This window comes from Micromonospora sp. NPDC047134, from assembly GCF_040643455.1.
GTDB lineage: Bacteria > Actinomycetota > Actinomycetes > Mycobacteriales > Micromonosporaceae > Micromonospora.
In genome coordinates this window covers 76,827-97,153 of sequence record NZ_JBEYUI010000011.1, presented here as the reverse complement: position 1 = coordinate 97,153, position 20,327 = coordinate 76,827, and the positions used below count along the sequence as shown (strand labels likewise).

General features: G+C 73.9%; 21 protein-coding genes. 11 read left to right on the top strand and 10 right to left on the bottom strand.

Features of this window, described 5'->3' with window-relative positions; translation table 11 throughout:
* Positions 1-10: 10 nt before the first annotated feature.
* Positions 11-2,131, bottom strand: a complete 2,121-nt coding sequence (locus tag ABZ795_RS15660; RefSeq protein ID WP_357530823.1) for a SpoIIE family protein phosphatase — start codon at positions 2,129-2,131, stop codon at positions 11-13.
* 189 nt (positions 2,132-2,320) lie between these two features.
* On the opposite strand from ABZ795_RS15660, the gene ABZ795_RS15655 reads away from it, so the two are divergent.
* Positions 2,321-3,163: a hypothetical protein gene (locus ABZ795_RS15655; RefSeq protein ID WP_357530822.1), complete on the top strand. Its 843-nt coding sequence runs from the start codon at positions 2,321-2,323 to the stop codon at positions 3,161-3,163.
* A gap of 52 nt (positions 3,164-3,215) precedes the next feature.
* Here the strand turns inward: ABZ795_RS15655 and ABZ795_RS15650 are convergent, their stop codons facing one another.
* The 6 genes from ABZ795_RS15650 to ABZ795_RS15625 form a co-directional block, all read right to left on the bottom strand.
* Positions 3,216-3,590 carry a DUF6401 family natural product biosynthesis protein gene (locus tag ABZ795_RS15650; protein WP_327026865.1) on the bottom strand — a complete coding sequence of 125 codons (375 nt, stop codon included), beginning with the start codon at positions 3,588-3,590 and terminating at the stop codon, positions 3,216-3,218.
* Between the two features lie 259 nt (positions 3,591-3,849).
* Positions 3,850-4,065, bottom strand: a complete 216-nt coding sequence (locus ABZ795_RS15645) for a hypothetical protein (protein ID WP_327026864.1) — start codon at positions 4,063-4,065, stop codon at positions 3,850-3,852.
* Positions 4,066-4,179: 114 nt separating this feature from the next.
* Positions 4,180-4,437: a hypothetical protein gene (locus ABZ795_RS15640; RefSeq protein WP_327026863.1), complete on the bottom strand. Its 258-nt coding sequence runs from the start codon at positions 4,435-4,437 to the stop codon at positions 4,180-4,182.
* A gap of 106 nt (positions 4,438-4,543) precedes the next feature.
* A complete protein-coding gene (locus tag ABZ795_RS15635) occupies positions 4,544-5,005 on the bottom strand; it encodes an SRPBCC family protein (RefSeq protein ID WP_013732637.1) in 462 nt (153 codons plus the stop codon).
* Between the two features lie 49 nt (positions 5,006-5,054).
* The gene (locus ABZ795_RS15630) at positions 5,055-5,471 is read right to left on the bottom strand and encodes a DUF2795 domain-containing protein (protein WP_327026862.1); all 417 of its coding nucleotides are present in this window, start codon (positions 5,469-5,471) and stop codon (positions 5,055-5,057) included.
* 46 nt (positions 5,472-5,517) lie between these two features.
* Positions 5,518-6,498, bottom strand: a complete 981-nt coding sequence (locus tag ABZ795_RS15625; RefSeq protein WP_327026861.1) for a YihY/virulence factor BrkB family protein — start codon at positions 6,496-6,498, stop codon at positions 5,518-5,520.
* A gap of 134 nt (positions 6,499-6,632) precedes the next feature.
* Between ABZ795_RS15625 and ABZ795_RS15620 the strand changes: the two genes are divergently transcribed.
* Positions 6,633-7,034 (top strand): ChaB family protein, encoded by a 402-nt coding sequence (locus ABZ795_RS15620; protein ID WP_327026860.1) that lies wholly within the window; start codon positions 6,633-6,635, stop codon positions 7,032-7,034.
* 68 nt (positions 7,035-7,102) lie between these two features.
* Here the strand turns inward: ABZ795_RS15620 and ABZ795_RS15615 are convergent, their stop codons facing one another.
* On the bottom strand, positions 7,103-8,536 hold the full coding sequence (locus ABZ795_RS15615; protein WP_357530821.1) for an aldehyde dehydrogenase family protein: 1,434 nt from the start codon (positions 8,534-8,536) through the stop codon (positions 7,103-7,105).
* Between the two features lie 69 nt (positions 8,537-8,605).
* Here ABZ795_RS15615 and ABZ795_RS15610 point away from each other — a divergent pair, with 69 nt between their 5' ends.
* Positions 8,606-10,219, top strand: coding sequence for an NAD(P)/FAD-dependent oxidoreductase (locus ABZ795_RS15610; RefSeq protein ID WP_357530820.1), 1,614 nt, complete (start codon positions 8,606-8,608; stop codon positions 10,217-10,219).
* A gap of 6 nt (positions 10,220-10,225) precedes the next feature.
* Here the strand turns inward: ABZ795_RS15610 and ABZ795_RS15605 are convergent, their stop codons facing one another.
* Positions 10,226-10,993 (bottom strand): polyprenol monophosphomannose synthase, encoded by a 768-nt coding sequence (locus tag ABZ795_RS15605; RefSeq protein WP_327026857.1) that lies wholly within the window; start codon positions 10,991-10,993, stop codon positions 10,226-10,228.
* Positions 10,994-11,118: 125 nt separating this feature from the next.
* Entirely contained in the window at positions 11,119-11,559 is a 441-nt protein-coding gene (locus tag ABZ795_RS15600) for an SRPBCC family protein (protein WP_327026856.1), read from the bottom strand.
* Between the two features lie 264 nt (positions 11,560-11,823).
* Here ABZ795_RS15600 and ABZ795_RS15595 point away from each other — a divergent pair, with 264 nt between their 5' ends.
* The 8 genes from ABZ795_RS15595 to ABZ795_RS15560 are packed head-to-tail and all read left to right on the top strand — an operon-like array spanning position 11,824 to position 20,319.
* A complete protein-coding gene (locus ABZ795_RS15595) occupies positions 11,824-13,395 on the top strand; it encodes an HAD-IIIA family hydrolase (protein ID WP_357530885.1) in 1,572 nt (523 codons plus the stop codon).
* On the top strand, positions 13,392-14,363 hold the full coding sequence (locus tag ABZ795_RS15590) for a glycosyltransferase (protein ID WP_327026855.1): 972 nt from the start codon (positions 13,392-13,394) through the stop codon (positions 14,361-14,363). Before ABZ795_RS15595 ends, ABZ795_RS15590 begins: the two co-directional genes overlap by 4 nt.
* Complete coding sequence (locus ABZ795_RS15585; protein ID WP_327026854.1) at positions 14,354-15,571, top strand: glycosyltransferase; 1,218 nt, start codon at positions 14,354-14,356, stop codon at positions 15,569-15,571. Before ABZ795_RS15590 ends, ABZ795_RS15585 begins: the two co-directional genes overlap by 10 nt.
* The gene (locus ABZ795_RS15580; RefSeq protein ID WP_357530884.1) at positions 15,568-16,281 is read left to right on the top strand and encodes an SIS domain-containing protein; all 714 of its coding nucleotides are present in this window, start codon (positions 15,568-15,570) and stop codon (positions 16,279-16,281) included. Before ABZ795_RS15585 ends, ABZ795_RS15580 begins: the two co-directional genes overlap by 4 nt.
* 10 nt (positions 16,282-16,291) lie before the next feature.
* A complete protein-coding gene (locus tag ABZ795_RS15575; RefSeq protein ID WP_327026853.1) occupies positions 16,292-17,713 on the top strand; it encodes a PfkB family carbohydrate kinase in 1,422 nt (473 codons plus the stop codon).
* Positions 17,710-18,405 carry an SDR family oxidoreductase gene (locus tag ABZ795_RS15570; protein WP_327026852.1) on the top strand — a complete coding sequence of 232 codons (696 nt, stop codon included), beginning with the start codon at positions 17,710-17,712 and terminating at the stop codon, positions 18,403-18,405. Before ABZ795_RS15575 ends, ABZ795_RS15570 begins: the two co-directional genes overlap by 4 nt.
* Entirely contained in the window at positions 18,402-19,352 is a 951-nt protein-coding gene (locus ABZ795_RS15565) for a glycosyltransferase family 9 protein (protein WP_357530819.1), read from the top strand. Before ABZ795_RS15570 ends, ABZ795_RS15565 begins: the two co-directional genes overlap by 4 nt.
* A complete protein-coding gene (locus ABZ795_RS15560) occupies positions 19,336-20,319 on the top strand; it encodes a DNA topoisomerase IB (protein WP_357530883.1) in 984 nt (327 codons plus the stop codon). Before ABZ795_RS15565 ends, ABZ795_RS15560 begins: the two co-directional genes overlap by 17 nt.
* Positions 20,320-20,327 lie beyond the last annotated feature (8 nt).

The window sequence follows — 20,327 nt, the reverse complement described above, 5'->3', positions numbered from 1 at the left end:
GGCGACCGGGCTACTGCGGCGGGGTGAGGATCTCGAACCAGACCGTCGAACCCCGCACGGTGGGATCGGTGCCCCAGGCGTCGCTCAACTCCTCGATCAGGCCCAGTCCCCGGCCCCGGCTGCTCAGGGTGTCCGTCCGGGCCCGGGTCACCGTGCCACGTGAACCGGAGTCGGCCACCGACACGAGCAGCCGTTCCGGGCTCAGATCGATCTCCACCCGGGCCGCCGTGCCGGCGTGCAGCAGGGCGTTCGTGGTCAGCTCACTGGTGCACAGCACCGCCGCCCCGATCACCGACTCGGCCACCTGCCATTCGGTGAGCTGGGCGGTCAGCCAGTGCCGTACCCGGCTGGGGGCGGTCGGCTCGGCCGGCACCTCCATCCGGGCCGACCGGCTCGGCCGCAGGGCGTACTCGACCGCGAGCACGGCCACGTCGTCCTCGGTGGCGCCGGGTACCGAGGCGGTGGCGGTGGCACACAACGCGCGGGGGTCCCCGCTGTGCGCCGCGGCCACCGACTCGGCCAGTCGCGCCAGGCCGTGCGAGAGCCCGTGTCGCCGTCGTTCCACCACCCCGTCGCTGAACAGCAGCAGGGTGTCCCCGGGCGGGAAGGCGACCGTGCAGGTGGCCGGCCGGTAGCCGACCCCCAGCGGGGCGCCGACCGGCACCGGCACGTACTCGGCTCTGGGCTCCCCGTCGGCGGAGCAGCGCCGGATCAGCGGCGCGGGGTGACCCGCGCTGGCCAGGGTGAGCAGTTCACCGGCGACATCGATGACCCCGAAGGCCACCGTGACGAACAGCTCGTGGGTGCCGGCCTCCGCCCCCAGGCTGCTGACCAGTCGGTCCAGCCCGACGAGAACCTGGTCCGGACGGGGGTCGTTGAGGGCCAGGGCCCGCAGGGCGGCGCGTACCTGGCCCATCCGGGCGGCGGCCTGCACGTCGTGTCCGGCGACGTCGCCGAGCACCACCCCCAGGTCACCGGTGGGCAGCAGGAAGGCGTCGTAGAAGTCCCCACCGGCGGCGTTGCCGTCCACCCCCGGGTCGTAGCGCGCCGCGATCCGCAGCCGGGGCAGGCTGGGCAGGTTCTCCGGCAGCATGCTGCGCTGCAACAGTTGGGCGGTGCCGTGCTGGGTCTCGAAGCGGCGGGCCCGTTCGGTGGCCTGGCCGACCAGCTCGGCCGAGGCCTCCAGCAAGGCCCGCTCCTGGGCCGACCAGGCGTGCGCGGACCGGTAGCCGACCGTGAGGGCACCCCGTACCCCGACGGCCCGCAGGGGTACGGCCGCCAGGGCCCGGATCTTCTGGTCGTGCCGGTCGGCGGCTACCTCCCGCAGCGGCTCGCCGTCGGTGATGTAGTTGGCCCGCCCGGTGCGGGCGCTGACCGCCCCCGGGGCTGGCCACTCCGCCGGACCCCGCCGCCACAGCGGAGGAAGCCGTTCGTCGGCCTCGTCGACCAGTTCCCCCCGCACCCGCCGGGCCATTCGCCACCCACCGGCGTCGTCCACCGCGAAGGCGACCCGGTCGGCGTCGAAGGAGGTGATCGCGTAGCGCAGGGCTACCCGGGCCACGTCGTCCAGGGTGAGGGTGGCCGACAGGGCGGCGGCCAGATCGCTGATCCCCTGCAGCTGCCGGATGGCCGGGTTGGTCTCGGCGATCACGGACAGCACCCCGACGATGCGGCCCCGGCTGTCCCGGACCGGGGAGCAGGCCCGCACGTACTCGGCCTGGTCGAGCTGGCCGGGGGCCGGGCGCAGCGGCATGGTGGTCTCCCGTTCCAGGAACGGTTGACCGGTGCGGTAGGTGTGTTCCACGACGTCACCGATGCCCGGCATCGGCCACACCTCCGCGAAGACCTGCGGCGCGGGCTGCCCCAGGGCCTGGGGGTGTTTGTCGCCGATCAGGGCGGCGTACGCGTCGTTGTAGACCAGGAAGAACTCGTCGCCCAGGTGCAGCGCCATCGGGGCGGGGGAGGCGAGCACGATCTCGGCGGCGGCCCGAACCGCGGTGTCCCAGAACTCCGGGGGGCCGAGCCTGCTGCCGCTCCACTGATGGCGACCGACCAGGCCGGTGACGCCAGGCAGCCGAGCGCTCGACACGGGGCCTGCTGGCGTGGGGACTCGCCCGACCTTTCCTGGCATGACAGCAGCCTAGTCCGGACGGCCGAACAGTGTTTCGATCCTCCGTCCCGGTGCTCCGCAGCCGGGGCATAAGGGCAGGTAAGAGGCCCTCTCTGGCGACCTGTCGGGAAAAAGGAGGGCAACGGCGCGGCGTGTGGGCGCAGGGATGGGGTAAGCGCGCCGGGCAGACCATGCGACAGGAGGGACATCATGCCGGAAACCTTCGCGGCCAGGCAGGTCGATATCGGCACCGCCGTGGCCGACATGTGGAGGTCGGTGCTGCTGTTCGTACCGAGGGCCATCGCGTTCATCGCGATCCTGGTGGTCGGATGGCTCATCGCCAGAGCCGTACTCAAGATCGTTGACGCGGCCCTGGAACGGGTGGGGTTCGACCGGGCGGTCGAGCGGGGTGGCGTCAAACGGGCACTGGAACGAACGAAGTACGACGCCAGCGACATCCTGGCGAAGCTGGCGTACTACGCCGTGCTGCTGTTCACCTTGCAGTTCGCGTTCGGGGTCTGGGGGCCCAACGCGATCAGCAACCTGATCTCAGGAGTGGTGTCGTGGCTGCCACGAGCGTTCGTCGCGATCGTCATCGTGGTGATCGCCTTCGCCATCGCCAACGCCGTACGGGACATCGTCAGCGGTGCGCTGGGCGGCCTGTCCTACGGCAAGGTGCTGGCGGACCTGGCGGCGTTCTTCGTCATCGCCCTGGGTGTGATCGCGGCGCTGAACCAGGTGGGCATCGCCACCACGGTCACCACTCCGGTGCTGATCGCGGTACTCGCCACCGTGGCCGGCATCCTGATCGTCGGCGTGGGCGGTGGTCTCGTGAAGCCGATGCAGAACCGCTGGGAGGACTGGCTGCACCGCATCTCCGAGGAGTCGCGGGCCGTCCGCGAGCAGCGGCAGGGTGCGGCAGCCGGCCGCAGTGACATGCAACGGCAGATGGCCGACCGGGCCGGCGCCGAGCGCAGTCAGGCGATGGCCGGTGGCCGGGGGACCCACCAGTCCGGCGCCGCCGGCGACGAGACCCAGCAGTTTCGTACCTGAGCACGGCAGCAGCGCACAACGGGTGTCCGCTCTCGGCGGGCACCCGTTGCCGTCACAGCGGCGAGGGCTGCGCGGCCGGGGTGTCCAGGGCGGCCGTCAGGGCGCAGACGGCGAGCAGCCGCACCAGCACCCAGTCGGCCTCCGACCAGTCGACCGGGTCGGTGGGCGGCTGCCAGCCGTGTTCGGTCGCGGCGGCCTCGATCCCCTCGGCGTACCCGGCCAGGGCCGGGGCCGTCAGCGGACGCTGATCGCCGTGCAGGCTGTCGCGTACCGCGGCGGCGTGCTGGTCGACGGCCGCGAGCAGTCCCGGCAGCTGGTGTGCCGCGGCCAGTCCGTCGAGGCCTACGGCGTTGACGAGTCCCACCAGGGTGGTGCGCGTCGAGTCGACGGCGGTGGCGGCGGGAACCTGGTTCGGGGGCACCTGCATGGAAAAGAAATCTATCCAACCCGGACCGGGAGCGTCCTCGTCCGCTCGGCCGGTCGGCCCCTCCACGGTCGGAGTCACCCCTTCGGTCACCCGGTCCAACTCGGTGCGGACCGGGCAGGAGGGGACATCGGGAAGGGGACGACCGGAGCAGAACGCCCCGAACCGACCGCACTGCCCGGCGGCCGGGTGAGCAAACGCACAGCGGCCGGGAATCGGTGAGAAGGGGGCGATTCGGACCAGGCGGCGGTGCCCCGGTGGGTCAGTCCGGCGAGGGGCCGTCCGCGGAGGGACGCCGCCTTGCGGCGTCGTCGGCGATGATCACGGTGGCCACCATCAGCGCGACACAGAGGCTGAACAGCCAGGAGCTGTCCGCGACCAGCCGGGCGGAGACGGGTGCCTGCACGGCAGCGAGGAGGAAGCCGAGCCACGCCAGGCGACGCTGACGCGTGGTGAGGAAGCCGGAGCCCTGATGCATTCCGAAAGTCTTGCGCGCGATGCGGCCCTTGCCGTCAGCCGAACGGCCGATTCTGGCCGAGCTGTCCGATTTTCCGACCGTCCGGCCGGCACTTTCCGCATCGCGGGAGAACGATCACATCGTGTCGGGTCCGGTACGGCCGGTGGTGGAGGGGCGGTAGCCGCGCTCCGGGTCGGTCGGTTCCAGGTTGCTGCCGGGCACCTTCCGTCCCCGGTCGGCCGGCTCGGCCCCGTGCCCGAATTCGGCCTCCGCACCGGCGTCGTTGGCGGTCATGTCCTCGGCCTGCCCGTCCAGGGTGTTACGGGCCACGGCCCGGTCCAGTTCCTCCAGGGAGAGCCGTTCCTCTTCGCGCCAGGTCCTGTCGTCCGTCATGCCCTCAGCCGTACCCCGGCCCGGGTCCGGCAAACGGACGGCGACCATGGGCAGACAGGGGCGAGGGCCGCCGGTTGTCACCGGCGGCCCCTCGACCAGATCATGCTCAGGGCTGAGGTCGGTCGACCTTTCCGCGCCAGGCGCCGGTCTCCTGCCCGCGCCGCTCGATGAACTGCTTGAACCGTTGCAGGTCACCCTTGGCCCGCCGGTCGACCACGCCGAGCTTGTCCCCGGCCTGCTCGATCACCCCGTGCGGGTCGAACTCCAGTTGCAGGCTGACCCGGCTGCTGTGCTCGTCCAGCCGGTGGAAGGTCACCACCCCGGCGTGCTGGGTGCCGCCGGTGGAGCGCCAGGCCACCCGCTCGTCGGGCAGCTGCTCGGTGATCTCGGCGTCGAACTCCCGCTTGACCCCGGCGATCTCGACCGTCCAGTGGGTCATCGTGTCGGACAGCTGCCGTACGGACTCCACGCCCTCCATGAAGTGGGGGAACTCCTCGAACTGAGTCCACTGGTCGTACGCCGTCCGCACCGGGACGGCCACATCGACATGTTCGGTAACGCCACTCATCAGCATCCCTCCCTGCGCCGGCGAGGGCGGTGGACCTGGGTGGCCCACCTCACCAGCGCGTCGTCTCGTTCTTGTGCCCCAGCGCCGCCCAGACCTCGGAGACGGTCTGGTACCGGGTGCCCTCCGGCAGCCGCTCCAGTGCGGCCAGCACGTCGTCGGGCGCCTCGTTCTCCCGCGCGTTGGCGAGCAGGGCGGCCCGGTCGCCGGGCAGGGCGGTCATCGTGATGAATCGCCCTAGCCGGCTGCGCGCCTCGACGTCCTCGGAGGTCATCCCCTGCGGAGTCCCGCTGCGCTGATCACCGCCCACGGCGGTGGTCGTCTCCGGCTGATCCTCGCCGGCCGGTTCCGGTACCCGGGTCTCGTCGACCCGCGAGCCACCGGTCCCCGGCCCTTGGACCAGGCCGTTGACCTCCTGGCCCATCTGGTCGTCGACCCTGGGTGCGTGCTTGCTGTTGCCGCGATCCATGTCTTCTGCGCTACCCGGCAGGGCGGGTGGTAAACCCGGCAAGCGGTCACGAACCGGCCGGGGATCGCGGGGGCAGCACCGGTTCGCTGGGGTCTGCGGCACCGGACTGGAGCACCCGACCGCGCTGGAGTTCGGCGTTGATCTGGACCCCGAGCATCAGCGCCGAGTTGGACAGGTAGAGCCAGACCAGGAAGGCGATGACCGCCCCGAGGCTGCCGTAGGTGGCGTCGTAGGAGCCGAAGTTCGCCACGTACAGGCCGAAGCCGAAGGAGGCCAGCATCCAGGCCAGCAGGGCCACCGCGCCACCGGGGGTGAGCCAGCGGAACCGGGGCTGACGCACGTTCGGGGCCACCCAGAACAGCAGGGACAGCAGCAGCATGGCGATCATCGCCAGGGCCGGCCACTTGGCCACCGCCCAGGCGGTGCGGGCCGCCCCGCCGGCACCGATCAGATCACCGACCGCGTCCGCCACCGGGCCGCTGACGATCAGACCGGCGGCGACCGTGGCCAGCAGGACCAGGGACAGGGCGGCCAGCCCGATCTGCATCGGACGCAGCCGCCACACCGGCCGTCCCTCGGCCACTCCGTAGATCGCGTTCGAGGCCCGGGTGAAGGAGGCGATGAAGTTCGAGGCCGACCAGAGGGCACCCAGCAGGCCGAAACTCAGCAGGACCCCGGCGGAGCTGTTCTGGTCCACCACCGCCCGGACCACCCCGACGAAACCCTCGTTGCCCACCACCGCTCCGGCACCCACCCCCCGGGCCAGGTCCAGCACGGTGTCGACGGTGCGTTCGCCGTCGGAGACGAGACCGACCAGGGCGACCACCACCACGGTGGAGGGGAAGAGGGCGAGCACCCCGTAGTAGGTGAGGGCGGCGGCCCAGTCCGTGCAGTTGTCCCGCAGGTAGTTGCGGCCGCTGCGGAGCAGCACCCCGCGCCAGGTCGACAGGTGCAACTGGCGGATCCGCCGGGGCAGCGGCGAGGTCGGGGCCTCGGCCGGCGGGAGGTCGGGGTTCGTCGTGGTCATCACCGCTCCTAGCCGTACGCGACCCAGGCCCGGCCGGTACCCGGTGCGAAACGACGACAAACCGCCGCCCTGGTTTACCGGCGAGACCGACGGGAAGACGACCCGGAATCCCAGCCGACGAAGGAGGAACCGAGATGCCCGGGCGCGAGGTACTGCCCAGCACGCTGCGGCGCTCCCCGGAGAAGGCCCAGCGCACCTGGGAGAAGACACACGATTCCGCGGTGCAGACCTACGGCGAGGGGCAGCGGGCGCACCGTGCGGCCTTCGCCGCCGTGAAGCACCAGTTCGAGAAGGTGGGCGACCACTGGGAGCCGAAGGGCCGCAAGGGTCCCAGCGACCGGCAGGCCGAAGGTGGGGGTCCGGAGCGTCGCGCACCCACCGCCGGTGGGGTGGACGCCAACGCACCCAAGGAGCATCTCCTTGAGGTGGCCCGCAAACTCGACATCCGGGGCCGGTCCAGCATGGCCAAACCGGAACTGGTCAAGGCCATCGAGAAGGCCAACGACCGGCTGACCCGCAAGGCCCGCGGCGGCTGACCCGGCGGTAGACCCCTCGTAGGCGGTCCCGGTCGCAGCGGTACGCCCGCCACCGGGGCCGCACTGTCTCACCAGTGACCGCCGCCCGGGGCCTGAAGGTGCACCGCCTTCATGGCGGTGAACTCGTCGAGCAGTTCCGGCCCGTACCCGAAGCCCTGGCCGCTGCCCCGACGCGGATGGGCGGCACCGGCCGGGGCCCCGCCGAAGACCGCGTTCACCTTCACCGTGCCCACCGGCAACTCCCGCCAGGCCCGCTGGGCGTGACTCATCGACCTGGTCAACACCGTGGCGGCCAGCCCGTACGGCGAATCGGCGGCACAGCGCAGCGCCTCGCTGAACGAGTCGACCACCACCACCGGGGCCACCGGCCCGAAGGTCTCCTCCCGGACCAGGGTGAGGTCGTGCCGACAGTTGTCGACCACGGTGGCCGGATAGTAGGCGCCGGGCCCCTCGGGCAGGGTGCCGCCGACCCGGATCCGGGCCCCCTCGGCAGCCGCCGCGGTGACCTGCCCGTGCACCTGGTCCCGGTGGCGTCGGTCGACCAGCGGACCGAGGTCGGTCCGGGGGTCACGACCCGGCCCCACCCGCAGGGCGGCGGCCCGCTCCACCAGGGCGTCGACGAAGTCCTCCGCGATGTCCCGGTGGGCGTAGATCCGTTCCACCGCCACGCAGATCTGTCCCGCGTTGGCGAAGGCCCCCTGGGCCGCCTGCTCGGCCGCCCAGACCGGGTCGACCTCGGCGTCCACGATCAGCGGGTCGCTGCCGCCGTTCTCCAACAGCACCTTGGCGCCCCCGGCAGCGGCCGCCGCGGCGATCGCCCGGCCGGTGGCGGTGGAGCCGACATGCGCCACCACGTCCACCTCGGCGGCGGCCAGCGCGGCCCCCGTGGTCGGCCCGCCGGTGAGCAGGGACAGCACCCCGGCCGGCAGCGCGCTGTCCAGGGCCCGGGCCAGCAGCCACCCGGTGGCCGGAGTCCGTTCGCTCGGCTTGTGCAGCACCACGTTGCCGGTGACCAGGGCGGCCCCCAGCAGCCCACAGGCCACCGCCACGGGATCGTTCCAGGGGGTGAGGACGGCGACCACCCCGCGCGGCTCGGGGGTCATGAAGTCCAGGGCGGCGGGATCGCCGTGCAGGGTACGACCGCCGCGGGCCGGGGCCAGTTCGGCGTACTGGCGCAGGGTGGCGATGCCGGCCTCGACCCCGCCCCGGGCATCGGCCAGGGGCTTGCCCATCTCCGCGGTGGTGGCCTGGGCCAGTTCGTCGGCCATCTCGGCCACCGCCTCGGCGGCCCGCAGCAGGGCCGAGGCCCGCTCCGCCGCCGGGGTGGCGGCCCACTGGGCAGCCATCCCACGGGCCGCCGCCACGGCCTTGTCGACCTCGTCGGCCGGGGCGATCGGTGCGGTGCTCACCCGGTTGCCGTCCGAGGGGTCGCACACCACGAACTCGCCGTCGTCCCCGCCGGCCCCCCACACCCCACCGATCAGCTGCGTAACGGTGTACATGGGCGCTGCATGCCCCCGGTCGCGCCCGGCAAACGTTTCGCCCGGTTGGCCGCGGGGTAGCGTCCGTGGATGATTTCGCCGGGTTCCATCGGGGCCGAACGCGCCGACGCCCTCGTCATCGGAGCAGGGCACAACGGGCTGGTCGCCGCCAACCTGCTGGCCGACGCCGGTTGGGAGGTGCTGGTCCTGGAGGCCACCCAGGTGCCCGGCGGGGCGGTGCGTTCGGCCGAGGTCACCGCACCGGGTTACCTGAGCGACCTCTACAGCTCCTTCTACCCCCTGGGCTACGCCTCCCCGGTGCTGCGGGAACTGGAGCTGTCCCGTCACGGGCTGGCCTGGCGACACGCCCCGGACGTGCTGGCCCACCTGTTCCCCGACGGGCGGGCGGCGCTGCTCAACCGGGATCCGGCGGTCACGGCCGCCTCCCTGGAGGAGTTCGCCCCCGGTGACGGGCAGCGTTGGCTGACCGCGTACGACCAGTGGCGGCAGGTGTCCGACCCGATGATCGCCCTGATCACCAGACCCTTCCCGCCGGTACGCGGAGGGCTGGACCTGCTGCGTCGGTTGCGGGTCGGGGGTTCGTTGCGGCTGGCCCGGCGGATGGTGCTGCCGGTACGCCGCCTCGGCGCGGAACTGTTCGCCGGTGCCGGCGGCACCGCCCTGCTGGCCGGCTGTGCCCTGCACACCGACCTGTCTCCCGAGGAGGCCGGCTCCGGGGTGTACGGCTGGCTGCTGGCGATGCTGGGACAGCAGGTCGGCTGGCCGGTGCCGGTGGGCGGGGCCCAGAAGATCACCGACGCCCTGGTGGCCCGGCTGACCGAGCGGGGTGGTCGGATCCACTACGGGGCCCGGGCCGACCGGGTGCTGATCGCCCGGGGTCGGGCGGTGGGGGTACGCACGGCCGGTGGACGCCTCTGGCGGGCCCGGCGGGCGGTGCTGGCCGATGTGCCCGCCCCGGCCCTCTACCTGGACCTGGTCGGCGCCGCCGCGCTACCACCCAGGTTGGTGGCCGACCTGGAGCACTTCCGCTGGGACGGCTCCACCCTGAAGGTGGACTGGGCGCTGTCCGGGCCGATGCCGTGGCGCAACCGGAAACTGGCCACCGTCGGCACGGTGCACCTGGGCGCGGATCTCGACGGGCTGACCGGGTACTCCGCCGACCTGGCCCGGGGGAAACTGCCCCGTGATCCGTTCCTGCTGCTCGGGCAGATGTCCGTGGCCGACCCCAGCCACTCCCCGCCGGGCACGGAGTCCCTCTGGGCGTACACCCATCTGCCGTTCCGTCGGGACTGGCGGGCCGAGGAACTGATGACCCATGTCGAGCGGATGGAGGGGGTGCTGGAGGACGCCGCCCCCGGCTTCCGGAGCCTGGTCGTCGGGCGGCACGTCGCCGGGCCGGCCGAGTTGGAGCAGGCCAACCCGAGCCTGGTCGGTGGGGCCCTGGGCGGGGGCACGGCCGCGCCGTACCAGCAGCTGTTCCTGCGCCCGGTCCCCGGCCTGGGACGGGCGGACACCCCGGTCGACCGGCTCTTCCTGGCCAGTTCGTCGGCGCACCCCGGCGGCGGGGTGCACGGCGCACCGGGCGCGAACGCCGCCCGGGCCGCGCTGGCCCGCGACGGCGTTCTCACCGGCGAGGTCTACCACCGGGCGGTACGCACCGCCCACCGTGCGATCTACCGCTGAACCGCCTCAGCCGTCCAGGTGACGATGCCGGGTACGCAGCTTGAACGGCATCAGGGCGCTTTCGATCTTGGTGGCGGTGGTCATCTTCGAGGCACCGTCCCGCCGCTCCTCGAACCGGATCGGCACCTCCAGGATGGTGTGCCCCAGCTTGGTGGCCAGGTAGTGCATCTCCACCTGGAAGCTGTAGCCGTTGGACTGCACCCGCTCCAGACCGATGTCACGCAACGCGTCCGCCCGCCAGATCTTGAACCCGGCGGTCAGGTCCCGGATCCGCACCCGCAGCAGGGTGTGCACGTAGAGGTTGGCCCAGCCGCTGAGGGCCCGACGGTACAACGGCCAGTTCTCGTCCAGCTCGCCACCGGGGACGTACCGCGACCCGATCACCACCCCGGCCTGGGTGGAGAGCAGGGCACCCAGCATGCCGGGCAGCGCCTCCGGGGGGTGCGACAGGTCGGCGTCCATCTGGGCGACGTACTCCGCGCCGCCGGCCAGGGCCCGCCCGATCCCGTCCACGTAGGCCCGCCCGAGACCCTCCTTGCCGGGCCGGTGCACCACCTCGATGCGCTCGGGATGCTCGATGGCCAGCTTGTCGGCCACCTCGCCGGTGCCGTCCGGGGAGTTGTCGTCGGCGACCAGCACCTTCAGGCCGGGCAGCGGCAGAGCGAGGAGCCGCTCGACCAGGGTCGGCAGGTTGCCGGCCTCGTTGTAGGTCGGCACCACGACAGTCAGGCGCACGTCCCGCCACGGCGAGGGTAACTGGACGGGTTCGATCATGGGGGACATCCTCAATCTGCGAACAGGGTCCTTCAGAGAGTAGCCAGTTGCCCCTTCCGGGGCGAAATGGCTCCCCCGCCCGTTCTCCACCGCTACGTCGAGGTGGGCTTCCGTGCGCAGCGCGGTCAGTCCTTCTGCCGCCGGGCGATGTCGGCGAGCCGGTTGAGGGTCTCCCGGTTGCGCAGGTGCAGCACCAGATCGTTGAGTTTGGTACGGATCCAGCGCAGCGGACCGGCGGCGAAGTCCTCGCCGAGGGACACCCGGGTGGCCTCCGGCCCGACCGGTTCCAGGGTGAACACCACCACGGCCTCCCCGGCCGGCCAGAGCTTCACCCGCAGCACCAGCTTGCGTTCCGGCTCACACTCCAGCACCACGGAGGAGTCCTCCAGGGAGAAGGGCCAGGGCCCGGCCCGATGGTGCAGGCGGGTGCCGACCGCCGGCCAGCCGTCGTCCACGTCCCGCATGTGGGCGGTGCCGACCACCCAGTCGCTGTAGGTCCAGCCGTCCGCGAGCACCGCCCAGACCTGCCCGACCGGGGCCTCGATCACCCGCTGCACGATCGCCATCGGGTCTCCCTACCCAGCCCGCCGGGGCGGCTAACGGCAGGCGGGTTAGCTTCTCCGGGGCGACGGGTAAGGCCACCGCTGGCGGCGTCACCGGCCGCCGACGCGCCGGCCTCGTCTGCCGCGTCGCAGTCGACGTTTACTCCTCGGGGCGCCGGGAACCCGCCGCCCGTGCGAGGGGACCATGGGCAACCGGATCAGCGCAGGCCAGCCGAGGTGCCGGCCGGCGCGGGAGAGGCCGGTCGCGGGTCCGGACTGTTCGACGCGGTGCTGCTGGACCGCGACGGCACCCTGATCGAGGACGTGCCGTACAACGGTGATCCGGACAAGGTACGGGCCATGCCCGGCGCCCGCGCGGCGCTGGACCGGCTGCGGGCCGCCGGTCTGAGACTCGCCGTGGTGACCAACCAGTCCGGGCTGGCCCGGGGCCTGTTCACCCAGGGGCAACTGGAGCGGGTACACGACCGGGTCGAGGAGCTGTTGGGGCCCTTCGACAGTTGGCAGGTATGCCCGCACGACGACGGGGACGCCTGCGCCTGCCGCAAACCGGCCCCCGGTCTGGTGCACGCGGCAGCCCAGGCTCTGGGCACCGTGCCGGCCCGCTGCGTGCTGATCGGTGACATCGGACGGGACGTCACCGCGGCCCTGGCCGCCGGGGCGGCCGGTGTCCTGGTGCCCACCCCGGTCACCCGGGCCGAGGAGATCGCCGCGGCCCCCTGGGTGGCCGACGACCTGCCCTCGGCGGTAGGGGAGATCCTGCGCCGCCAGCAGGCCCTGCGACCCGCCCCCGCCGGGGCCCCGCCCGACCGGGGACGGACCGTGCTGGTGGTGCGGTCGGACTCGGCGGGCGACGTGCTGGTGACCGGGCCGGGAATCCGGGCGGTGGCCGCCGGAGCCGACCGGGTGGTGCTGCTCTGCGGCCCCCGCGGACGGGCCGCCGCCGACCTGCTGCCCGGTGTCGACGAGGTGGTGGAGCACCGGTTGCCGTGGATCGACCCGGCACCCGCACCGGTCGAGGCGGCGGAGATGACCGCCCTGGTGGCCCGGCTGGCCGCCGTAGGGGCCGAGGAGGCGGTGATCTTCACCTCCTTCCACCAGTCGCCGCTGCCGTTGGCCCTGCTGCTGCGGATGGCCGGGGTGGCCCGGATCGCCGCGATCAGCGACGACTACCCCGGGGCCCTGCTGGACGTGCGGCACCGGGTACCGCCCGGGGTGCCGGAGGCCGAACGCGCCCTGTCCCTGGCCGCAGCGGCGGGCTATCCCCTGCCCCCGGGCGACCAGCCCCGACTGCGGTTGCGTCCGGCCCCACCGCCGCCACCCGAGGCCGGTGCGCCCGGGTACGTGGTGCTGCATCCCGGGTCGGCGGCCCAGGCCCGGGGCTGCCCACCGGAGGTGGCCGAGCGGATCTGCCGGCACCTGGTGCACGCCGGGCACCGGGTGGTGGTCACCGGGGATGCCCGGGAACGCGACCTGACCGCCCGGGTGGCCGGTGCCCACGCGGTGGACCTGGGCGGGCGGACCGGGCTGGCCGAACTGTCCGGGGTGGTCGCGGCGGCCGGTGCGGTCGTGGTGGGAAACACCGGCCCGGCGCACCTGGCCGCCGCCCACGAGGTGCCGGTGGTCAGCCTCTTCGCCCCCACGGTCCCCTTCGGACAGTGGGGCCCCTGGCGGGTGCCGACCGTACGCCTGGGCGACGCCACCGCCCCCTGCCGCGACACCCGGGCCGCGCGCTGCCCGGTACCCGGACACCCCTGCCTGAGCCGGGTGGAACCGGACGCCGTCCTGGCCGCCCTGCGGTTGCTGGACGTGCCGGTAGCCAGCAGCGGGAACAGCCGATGAACATCCTGCTCTGGCACGTGCACGGCTCCTGGACCACCTCCTTCGTGCACGGCAAACACCGGTACCTGGTACCGGCCACCCCGGACCGAGGGCCGTACGGCCTGGGTCGGGCCCGCACCTACACCTGGCCGGACAGCGCGGCCGAGGTGAGCCCGGAGCAGTTGCGTACCGCCGAGGTGGACCTCGTCATCCTGCAACGCCCGGAGGAGTTGGACCTGGCCACCGAATGGCTGGGCCGCCGGCCCGGCGTGGACCTGCCGGCGATCTACGTGGAGCACAACACCCCCAAGGACGGCGAGGTCCCGCACAGCCGTCACCCCATGGCCGACCGGGACGACCTGCTGATCGCGCACGTCACCGCGTTCAACGAACTCTTCTGGGACACCGGGGCCACCCGGACCACGGTCATCGACCACGGCATCGTGCCACCGGCGGTGGAGTACACCGGGGAACTGGACCGGCTGGCGGTGGTGATCAACGAGCCGGTACGTCGGTGGCGGGTCACCGGGACCGACCTGCTGCCCCGGTTCGCCGAGATCGCCCCGCTGGACGTGTTCGGCATGAAGGTGGCCGGGCTGGCCGACCACCTGGGGCTGCCCGCCGACCGGCTGACCAGCCACGACGACGTCCCGCAGCACCGGATGCACGCCGAGTTGGCGCGCCGCCGGGCGTACCTGCACCTGTGCCGGTGGACCTCGCTCGGGCTGAGCCTGATCGAGGCGATGAGCATCGGCATGCCGGTGGTGGCGCTGGCCACCACGGAGGCGGCGATGGCGGTGCCGCCGCAGGCCGGTGCGCTCTCCACCCGGGTGGACACCCTGCTGGCGGCCGCCGCCGACCTCGTCGCCCAGCCGCAGCAGGCCCGCCGGGCGGGTCGGGCGGCCCGGGTCGCCGCCCGGGAGCGCTACGGCCTCGACCGTTTCCTCGCCGACTGGGACCGGCTGCTGGAGGAGGAAGTATGCGGATAGCGATGATCTCGGAGCACGCCAGCCCGCTAGCCATCCTGGGCAGCGAGGACGCCGGTGGTCAGAACACCCATGTCGCGGAGCTGTCCGCCGCGCTGGTCGCCGCCGGGCACGAGGTACGGGTCTACACCCGGCGCGACGCGGTCGACCTGCCGGTGACCGTACCCACCCCGGACGGCTACGAGGTGGTGCACGTACCGGCCGGGCCGGCCGAACCGGTGGCCAAGGACGCCCTGCTGCCGCACATGCGCCCCTTCGGGGCCTGGCTGGTGGAGCAGTGGCGCGGCGGGGACTGGACCCCCGAGGTGATCCACGCGCACTTCTGGATGAGTGGACTGGCCGCCCTCCAGGCCGGCCGGGCCCTCGGGATCCCGGTGGTGCAGACCTACCACGCCCTGGGCACGGTCAAGCGCCGTCACCAGGGGGTGCAGGACACCAGCCCGGCCCGCCGCATCGGCTACGAACTCCAGTTGGGCCGCTCCGTCGACCGGGTCGTCGCCCAGTGCCGGGACGAGGTCGGTGAGCTGGTCCGGATGGGAGTGCCCCGCTCGGCGATGACCGTCATCCCCTCCGGGGTGAACCTGGCCACCTTCGCCCCGCTGGGCCCGGCCGCCGAGCGGGAACCGGACCGGCCCCGGATCCTCACAGTCGGGCGGCTGGTGGAACGCAAGGGGTTCCAGACCGTGGTGCGGGCCATGGCCCACGTACCCGAGGCGGAGTGTGTGGTCGTGGGTGGGCCACCGGCCGGGTTGCTGGAGGCCGACCCGTACGCCCGGCGGTTGCGGGCCCTGGCCGGCAGTTGCGAGGTGGCCGACCGGGTCCGGCTGGTGGGGGCGGTGCCCCGGGAGGAGATGGGCCGCTGGTACCGGTCGGCGGACATCCTGGTCGCCGCCCCCTGGTACGAACCCTTCGGCCTGACCCCCCTGGAGGCGATGGCCTGCGGGGTACCCGTGGTGGCCACCGCCGTCGGGGGGCTGCGGGACACCGTGGTCGACGGGGTGACCGGGGATCTGGTGCCGGCCCGGGATCCCCGGTCGTTGGGCGAGGCGCTGCGGCGGCTGCTGGACGACCGGATCCGCCGGTTCGCCTACGCGGGCGCGGCCCGGGCCCGGGCCCGGCAGCACTACTCCTGGACGGTGACCGCCCAACGGCTGGTCGAGGTGTACGCCGAGGTGGTCGCCGTACGTCGGCCGACCCGGGTGGTGGCCTGATGCCGGCGACCACCCTGTTGGAGCGGCACCTGGCCAACCTGGCGGTGGCCCTGCCGCCGTATCGACGGTGCGAGCCGCTGCTCGCCAGGTGGGGGGCCACCCTGGCCCGGCGGCTCACCAACGGCGGTCGGCTGCTGGTGGCCGGCAACGGCGGCAGCGCCGCCGAGGCCCAACACCTGACGGCCGAACTGGTCGGCAAGTTGCGTGAGGACCGGCAGCCCCTGTCCGCGATCGCCCTGCACGCCGAAACCTCGGCGTTGACCGCGATCGGCAACGACTACGGCTACGACGAGGTCTTCGCCCGCCAGGTCCGAGCCCACGGCCGGCCGGAGGACGTACTGCTGCTGCTGTCCACCAGCGGCGGCAGCGGCAACCTGCTGGCCGCCGCCCGGGCCGGCCGGGAGACCGGGCTGAGCTGCTGGGCTCTCACCGGCCCGGCACCGAACCCCCTGGCCGAGGTCTGCCACGAGGTGCTGGCCGTGGAGTCGACGGACAGCCAGGTGGTGCAGGAACTGCACCTGGTCTCCAGCCACCTGCTCTGCGAGTACGTCGAACAGGCGCTGCCGGACTGCCTGCCGGTGCCGGAGCCGCCGACGGTCGCGCCGGCGGTGGTGCCGGAGCCGTCCACGGTCGCGCCGGCGGTGGGTCCGGTCCGGGCCGGTGTCGAGGTGGTGCTGGACGGCGACGTCGGGCGACCGGTCGAGGCGTGAGGAGGCAATCGTGACAGGACCCGTGGTGGTGCTCGGCGACACCCTGCTCGACCGCGACGTCGAGGGCGTGGTGAACCGGCTCTGTCCGGACTCGCCGGTGCCGGTGCTCGACGAGCTCACCCACCTGGACCGGCCGGGCGGGGCGGGGCTGGCCGCCGTCTTCGCGGCTGCCCAGGGCGCCGAGGTGGTGCTGATCACCGCGCTGGCCGAGGACGCCGGTGCGGCCCGCCTGGGGGTGCTGCTGGCCGCCGCCGGGGTGCAGGTGTATCCGTTGCCGCTGACCGGGGCCACCCCGGAGAAGATCCGGCTGCGGGCCGGTGGGCGGGTGCTGCTGCGCCACGACCGGGGTGGTGGCGCCGGCGAGCCGGGGGAGCCCGCAGCGGCCGTGCTGCGGGTGATCGAACGGGCCTCCGTGGTGCTGGTCAGCGACTACGGCCGGGGGGTGGCCCGGCAGCCGGCGCTGCGGGCGGCCCTGGCGGCCACCCGGGCCCCGGTGGTCTGGGATCCGCACCCACGCGGACCGGCGGCCGTGCCCGGGGTGCACCTGGCCACCCCGAACGAGGCCGAGGTGCGGCACCTGGTGGAGGCGCCGGTCGGGGCTACCCGGTTGGCCACCGCCGCCGAGGGGGCCGAGCGGCTGCGGCAGCGGTGGCGCTCGGGCGCGGTCGCGGTGACCCTGGGGGCCGAGGGCGCCCTGCTCAGTCAGGCCGACTCCACCCCCCTGATGGTGCCCGCTCCGGTCGCCGCCGAGGGGGACACCTGCGGCGCGGGAGACCGGTTCGCGGCCACCGCCAGCCTGGCCCTGGCCGGTGGGGCGGTGGTCTCCGAGGCGGTCCGGGAGGCCGTCACCGAGGCCTCGGCGTACGTGGCCGAGGGGGGAGTGGCCACCGCCCTGCCACCGCCGGTGCGGCGGGCCCCGCAGCCGGTGCACACCCCGGCCGCCGAGGACCGGGTGGGGGTGGCCGCGGCCGCCGCCGTGGTGGCCCGGGTCCGGGCCGCCGGGGGCACCGTGGTGGCCACCGGCGGCTGTTTCGACCTGCTGCACGCCGGTCACCTGGCCACCCTCCAGGCCGCCCGGCAACTCGGCGACTGCCTGGTGGTGTGCCTGAACTCCGACGCCAGCGTCACCGGGCTCAAGGGCCCGCAGCGGCCGGTCACCGGGCAGGTCGACCGGGCTCGGCTGCTGGCCGCGTTGAGCTGCGTCGACGCGGTGGTGATCTTCGAGGAGTCGACCCCGGCGGCGGCCCTGTCCTGGCTGCGGCCGGACATCTGGGTCAAGGGTGGCGACTACGCCACCGGTGGTGCCGAGGCCCTGCCCGAGGCGGAGATCCTGCGCCGCTGGGGCGGCCACAGCGTGGTGGTGCCCTACCTGGACGGCCGCTCCACCACCGGCCTGATCGCGGCCACCCGGGCCACCGGAGCACTGGCATGAGCACCCCGGAGATCGGCCGGACGGTGCTGGTCACCGGCGGTTCCAGCGGTCTGGGCGCGGCCGTGGTCGCCGCGGTGGCCCGATCCGGCGGCCGACCCCTGGTGCTCGACCGGCAGGCCCCCGCCGACGGGGTGCCGTGGATCGAATGCGACCTGGCCGACACCCGGGGGGCGGAGCAGGCCACCCGTCGGCTGGTCGAGCGGACCGGGGGACTGGACGCGGTGGTCACCGCGGCCGGCATCGACGTGCCCGGTCGACTGGCCGAGGTGCCCGGCGAGACCTGGGACCGGATCGTGGCCGTGGACCTGCTGGCCACCGCCGCGGTGATCCGGGCGGCGTTGCCCTTCCTGACGGCCTCCCGGGGCCACATCGTCACGGTGGCCTCCACCCTGGGGCTGAAGGCGGTCAGTGACGCCACCGCGTACTGCGCGGCCAAGTTCGGGGTGGTCGGGTTCACCCGGGCGCTCGCCGCCGAGCTGGCCGGGACGGTGGGGGTGACCCTGCTGATCCCGGGCGGGATGCGGACGGCCTTCTTCGACGACCGGGACCCGCAGTACCGGCCCGGCCCGGACGCCATCCTCAACGAGCCCGGGGACACCGCCGCCGCGATCATGTTCGCCCTGTCCCAGCCCGCCGGCTGCGCGGTCCGCGAGCTGGTGGTCTGCGCCGAGCAGGAAACCTCCTACCCGTGATCCTGGCCCTGCGTGCCCTGGGCGTCGGCGACCTGGCCACGGCGGTCCCGGCGCTGCGGGGGTTGCGGGCGGCGTACCCCGATTCGGAGTTGGTGCTGGCCGCGCCGGCCTGGCTGGCGCCGCTGGTCGAGCTGGTCGGCGGGGTCGACCGGCTGCTGCCGACCGCCGGGCTGAACCGGCTGGACCGACCCGGGACGGCGGTCGAGGTGGCGGTCAACCTGCACGGCCGGGGACCGGACTCGCATCGGCTGCTGGCCACCGTGGACCCCGGCCGGTTGCTGGCCTTCGCCAACCCGGAGGCCGGACATCTGGACGGGCCGGGGTGGGCCGACGAGGAGCACGAGGTGGCGCGGTGGTGCCGGCTGCTGGCCGACCACGGCATCCCGGCCGACCCCACCGACCTGGAGCTGCGCCGACCGCCGCGGTCGCACCTGGCCGGGGTGACCGTGCTGCATCCCGGGTCCAAGGTGGCGGCCAAGCGGTGGCCACCCGACCGGTACGCGGCCCTGGCCCGGCGGCTGAGCGAGCAGGGACACCGGGTGGTGCTGACCGGCAGTGCCCGGGAACGCTCGACGGTGGCCCGGATCGCGGCGCGGGCCGGCCTGCCCCCGGAGGCGGTGCTGGCCGGGGGGACCGACCTGGCCGGGCTGGCGGCCCTGGTGGCCGACGCCCGCCTGGTGGTCAGCGGGGACACCGGGGTGGCGCACCTGGCCACCGGCTACCGCACCCCCTCGGTGGTGCTCTTCGGCCCGGTCCCGCCCAGCCGGTGGGGGCCGCCGCCGGAGCGGCGACGGCACCGGGTGCTCTGGGCCGGGCCGGGGGCATGGCCGGACTGGGACGGGGTAGGTAGTCACCCCACGATGGCCGCGCTCGATCTCGATCGGGTGCTGGGGGCCGTCGACGAGGTGGAACGGGCGGTGCGTGCGGACCGTGCGGTTGCGGCGTAGCGATCCGGGTCGGCCGGGGTACGGACGCCGCCGGCGCGGCCAGGGCTGGTCGTACCTGGGGCCGGACGGCACCCCGGTGGGCGATCCCGACGAGCTGGCCCGGTTGCGGGCCCTGGTCATCCCGCCGGCCTGGCGGCAGGTCTGGATCTCGCCGTACCCCAACGGGCACATCCAGGCCACCGGGATCGACGCCGCCGGCCGCAAGCAGTACCTCTATCACCCCCTCTGGCGGCAGCGTCAGGATCAGGCGAAGTTCGACCACGTTCTGGAGGTGGCCCGGCGGCTGCCGGTGCTGCGGGAGCGGGTGGGCCGGGATCTGGCCGGGCGGGGGCTGCGCCGGGAACGGGTGCTGGCCACGGTGACCCGTCTGTTGGACATGGGCACCTTCCGGGTCGGCGGGGACCAGTACGCCGCCGGTGAGGACCCGACCTTCGGGGTGGCCACCCTGCGTCCGGAGCACGCCCGGCTGCGGCAGGGCTGTGTGGTCTTCGCCTTCCCCGCCAAGGGGGGTGTGGAGCAGGTGCGGTCGGTCTCCGACCCGCAGCTCTGCCAGGTGCTGGTCGACCTGCGTAGACGGCGCCGCTCGGCCCAGCGGCTGTTCGGCTACTGGGACGGGCGGGACTGGCGGGACGTGCGGGCCGACGAGGTCAACGACTATCTGCGTGCGGCCAGCGGCGGGGAGATGACCGCCAAGGACTTCCGGACCTGGCACGCGACCGTACGGGCGGCCACCGAACTGGCCGCGCTTGGGGCACCCCGGTCGGTGACGGCCCGCCGTCGGGCGGTGACGGGGGTGATGCGGGAGGTGGCCCAGCTGCTGGGCAACACCCCGACGGTGGCCCGTACCTCCTATGTGGATCCCCGGGTGGTCGACCTGTTCCACGACGGGGTGCTGGCGCCGGTACGCCCGGACACCCCTCGTGACCAGGCCGAGCGGGCGGTGCTGACCCTGTTGGAGCGGGCCTGAGGGGGCCT